This window comes from Lactiplantibacillus sp. 7.2.4 (genome assembly GCF_018991185.1).
Taxonomy (GTDB): Bacteria; Bacillota; Bacilli; order Lactobacillales; family Lactobacillaceae; genus Lactiplantibacillus; species Lactiplantibacillus pentosus.
Genome location: NZ_JAGYGS010000107.1, coordinates 1 through 3,754, shown reverse-complemented (window position 1 = coordinate 3,754; position 3,754 = coordinate 1). Strand labels below are relative to the sequence as shown.

The window sequence follows — 3,754 nt, the reverse complement described above, 5'->3', positions numbered from 1 at the left end:
GAGCCAAGGAAGATCAGTGCAGAAAAGCAAATATGGGGCATTATCAACCGCTAAATTACAAGCCAGTTAGTCCAAGCTACTACTTAAAGACGGCCTTTAGTAACGCAATCATGACCGCCCTATATGCCCGTGATGAAGATTACGAACGGCAAAAACAGGCGCAAGGTTTAAAGGAGACTGAGTGGGAAATGACGAAAAAGCAACGGCAACACCAAACTCGAAACCGGCATGAAGATGGGGGCATGCACTTGTAATCACAAAATTAGCGACTGGTTAATTGGTATGAATGGTAGCCCATAATGTATTTTATATTGATAAAAATTAGAGCGTGCTCGATTAGTTACGTATAGCTGCCAGCCTTGTGTATGGTCTATCAAAGAGACCAGGTAAACAAAACCTTTAAGCCGAAACCCTATTTTGAACTAGATGCGGAAATTTTAGCTAATCAGCAAAAATTCGTCGCAAAATTAGACCCCTATCAGCGGTTTAAAAACGAAACAGGACTAATAACATTCATGCAAGCTAAGCACGTTCAGAAAGGCTCACAGGCCGGCTTAATCAAGGACGTCCAAAAACAAGACAAAAAGCGTGCTAGTCCACAACTATTCTCACTATCCAGTCTGCAAAGTGCCATGAATAAACGTTATCACGCCAGTGCCAGCCAAACCTTAGCGGCTATTCAAAGCTTATACGAAGACAAACTGCTCAGTTATCCCCGCACCGATTGTGCTTATATCACTGATGAAGAATTTAGTTATTTAGTGGCTAATCTGACGAAGTATCTGGGTTTGATCTCTAAGCCAGTCGCTTTAACCAATACCACTCCGAACAAACGCTATGTTGATGGGAAAAAAGTTGAAGAACACTACGCCATTATCATGACTAAAGTCGTGCCGACGAAAGAGAAACTAGCCAGCTTGCCTAAATTACAGCAACAAGTCTATGACTTGGTTTTAAGAACCACATTAGCCATGTTTGCTGATCCTTACGAATATGAAGAAACCACCATTATTACCCAAGTTGGTGACGCCAATTTTAAAGCAACCGGTAAGGTCCCAACTAAGCAAGGCTGGCAAGCTTTATTTGATGATCACAAAGCCGACCAGCAAGAAGTAGCAACTTTACCGCTCGTTCACCAAGGCGATCAAGTCCAAGCAAATCTGCAAACACCGCAAAAAGAAACGACACCACCGGTCCCCTTTACCGAAGGTACCCTGATTACGGCCATGAAGACCGCCGGCAAAACGCTTGATGATGAAGAAGCCCAAGCGATTCTTAAAGATGTGCAAGGCATTGGGACAAGTGCAACCCGGGCCAATGTGCTGGAAGTGTTAAAGAAACGCGGCTATCTCGTCACTGAAAAGAACAAGCTACACGTCAGTGAAGCCGGAATTACTTTATGTAACGCGGTTGAACTCGAACCCTTGTTAACTAGCCCAGAGATGACAGCAAAATGGGAGCAAGCGTTACAACAAATCAGTATCGAAGAACGCACCCCGGATAACTTTTTAGAACAAATTAAAAAGTTTGTATCAAAATTGATTGCTGATGTTCCCACGCAATTGACTGGCAGTGAAGCCATTAAGCAACAAATCGATCACCAACAGCAAGCACAAAAGTCCGACGAGGTCTTCTTAGAAACACCGCAAGCGACCGTTTTAAATAAACAGAAGTTTTACATTGTAAAGCCTAAGCAAGGCGAAAGCTTTACCCTGCCCAAGAAATGGAGCAGTAAGACCCTCGGTAAGACCGCAATTAAAGCGCTGGTCACCAAGGGGGAAACGAGCAAATTAAAGGGTTTCAAGAGTAAAAAAGGAAAGTCGTTTGACGCCAAGTTAAAGCTTGACGGCCATAAATTAAGTTTTGATTTTGATTAGAACCTGCCTACCGCCCTGCACGTTGTTTCGGTTGGTGAACTCGTCATTTAGGTTTACTTTTCAAAAACCAAAAAGTGAACCTAACCAACGAGTGTAATTGTAAAAGAAGGAGGATATATCATGAAAAATGAACTGGAAGCATTAGCAAGCGAATTACCTATTTTGACGGATAAAAGCAGTTATAAGTACCTATCAGAAATTGCGGGTAATGGCAAATATATTCAAGTTGCGTGGCAAAAAAAGAATGCTGAATATTTAGCACTTTACGGCACACAATCTATCAAGTTACCCCAAATTGATAATTCTGTAGAGTTTGTAGACGCCGAGGAGGTTTAAATATGCCAACTAAAGAAGAATGGAAGAAACAACTTGTAGATAATGCAGAACAACAAATTTTGAACTTAACTGATAGTGACAAGTTCAAGAACTATCTTAATACTGTGGCAAAATTTCATCGTTATAGCGCTAGAAATATTGATTTAATCTACTCTCAAAACCCAGAAGCTACTCAAATAGCAGGTTTTAAACAATGGAAAAATGATTTTAACAGATCAGTTAATAAGGGAGAAAAAGGGATCAGGATTGCGGCCCCTATGATTAAAAAACTAACTCCAGAGGATCAGAAAAGGCTTGATACGACCAAAGAAAAAGCCATAGTTGGTTATCGCTATATTCCAGTATTTGACATATCACAGACAAGCGGCGAACCAGTCCTAAGTGCTAAAGATTTTGTCAAAGAAAATTTAGCGGATCATAAAAACGTTACTAATCTATACAACGAACTCAAAAATTATTTGAATAACAATACTGATATTAAAGTCAGTGAAAAGAGATTGTCAGAACTTGGTGGCGCTAAAGGCTATTTTCAACCCCGCACTAATGAAATCGTCATTGGTGGCGATGAGCCCGACAATGCTTTGAAACTAAAGACGTTATATCACGAATATGCGCATAGCCAGCTACACGGCCTAAAATCAGCCTTTAAAGATCGCCCGCGAGCCTATCAAGAAACGCAAGCCGAAGCGGTCGCATATGTTGCCATGCAAAATATTGGCGTTGATACCAGCAACTACTCACTCGGTTACGTGGCCACCTGGGCCAAAGATAAAGCCGTAATCCATAGCGCTTTAAGTGAGATCCAGCAAGTGAGCAACAAAGTGATTGAACTTAGCGATGGCTTAACCAAACAATTAGGCTTACAAGAAGCCCCAAAAGAGCCTGCGCATGATCTAAAAAAGCTATCAGCCCAGGATCTTAATAAGTCCTATCAAGGCTTGCAACAACAAGTTCAGCAAGCAACTAGTCCACAACAAAAAGCGCAATTAAAAAATCAGTTAAACGATGTGCACCAAGAAATTAGTGATCGAACTCAAAAACAACTGAAAGCATTTGCTGAAGAAAATCCGGAAATCAAACAACCTGATCCTGAATACGATCAAAGTCTGAAACGTTAGCCAGCTTTTAAAGGACATGCTATAATGGAAACAGAAAAGGAAGCCCCGCCGAAAACAGGACTTCCCACGCAAGCCGCTTCAAAGGCGGTGGCATTAGTTAAAAAATGATAGTTGAGTCACCCTGTAACCTAGCCAAAGTTACGCAGGGCGGCTTTTTTATTTGTTCCTTTTGTCGATGTATGTTAGCAACGCTAAAATAAACATTGCAAGCAGCAACATCAACGAGAGTGTCTGGAAGACGCTCATTGACTGTGAAACCTTCCTGAAGATTATTCCATGTTCCCATGGGCCTCACCTCGCAAGGGAAAAGACAGCCACCGCCCTTAAAACTTCCTGCTTAATCTATTATACAGAAACTTTGACGAGGAAACCAAATTTCATCTTAATATTGTTATCAACTGTTTCAGTGAAAGTTGCGCTTAA

4 protein-coding genes and 1 pseudogene are annotated in these 3,754 nt (G+C 41.3%); 4 read left to right on the top strand and 1 reads right to left on the bottom strand.

The window, feature by feature from the left end:
• From KGF70_RS16500 to KGF70_RS16485, 4 genes and pseudogenes are all read left to right on the top strand, one after another.
• Positions 1-254: pseudogene (locus KGF70_RS16500) on the top strand (nicking enzyme TraA protein); the annotation flags it as partial.
• Between the two features lie 111 nt (positions 255-365).
• Complete coding sequence (locus KGF70_RS16495) at positions 366-1,877, top strand: DNA topoisomerase (RefSeq protein ID WP_216786510.1); 1,512 nt, start codon at positions 366-368, stop codon at positions 1,875-1,877.
• A 120-nt stretch (positions 1,878-1,997) separates the two neighbouring features.
• On the top strand, positions 1,998-2,213 hold the full coding sequence (locus tag KGF70_RS16490) for a hypothetical protein (RefSeq protein WP_014940860.1): 216 nt from the start codon (positions 1,998-2,000) through the stop codon (positions 2,211-2,213).
• Between the two features lie 2 nt (positions 2,214-2,215).
• A complete protein-coding gene (locus KGF70_RS16485; protein ID WP_216749002.1) occupies positions 2,216-3,331 on the top strand; it encodes an ArdC-like ssDNA-binding domain-containing protein in 1,116 nt (371 codons plus the stop codon).
• A 156-nt stretch (positions 3,332-3,487) separates the two neighbouring features.
• On the opposite strand, the gene KGF70_RS17695 is transcribed toward KGF70_RS16485, so the two are convergent.
• Entirely contained in the window at positions 3,488-3,550 is a 63-nt protein-coding gene (locus tag KGF70_RS17695; RefSeq protein ID WP_301554471.1) for a putative holin-like toxin, read from the bottom strand.
• Positions 3,551-3,754: the final 204 nt, after the last annotated feature.

Coding starts and splice junctions, on each gene's coding strand:
- KGF70_RS16495 (WP_216786510.1), top strand. CDS start 366: ATGGTCTATCAAAGAGACCAGGTAAACAAAACCTTTAAGCCGAAACCC.
- KGF70_RS16490 (WP_014940860.1), top strand. CDS start 1,998: ATGAAAAATGAACTGGAAGCATTAGCAAGCGAATTACCTATTTTGACG.
- KGF70_RS16485 (WP_216749002.1), top strand. CDS start 2,216: ATGCCAACTAAAGAAGAATGGAAGAAACAACTTGTAGATAATGCAGAA.